At 39.7% G+C, this 267-nt stretch carries 1 protein-coding gene; it reads right to left on the bottom strand.

Going from position 1 to position 267, the window contains the following annotated elements:
• On the bottom strand, window positions 1-267 hold a 267-nt coding region (locus ACFINC_RS11305; protein ID WP_375617265.1), incomplete at both ends, for a helicase-related protein.

The raw sequence follows: 267 nt of genomic DNA, 5'->3' as shown, positions 1-267 counted from the left end.
TTCAATGACGGTTGTTGCAACTAAAATACGTGTATTTCCGCATTTAAAAGATGCCATAGCAGCTTCTTTTTCTGCTGTAGACATTTTGCCATGGATCATCCCAACGCGAGCTCCAAAGCGTTCATGAAGAAACGCAAAACGATTTTCAATTGAAGTAAGATCAAGAGCTGTCGATTCCTCCACTAAGGGACAAATCCAATAGAGTTTTTCTCCTTTTTCGAGTGCAATTGCGATTCGTTCTATAAGCTCATGCATACGTTTCAAAGA

This window comes from Bartonella sp. AP58NXGY, assembly GCF_042195785.1.
Classification (GTDB): Bacteria; Pseudomonadota; Alphaproteobacteria; order Rhizobiales; family Rhizobiaceae; genus Bartonella.
This window is presented reverse-complemented; position numbering and strand designations above follow the sequence as displayed.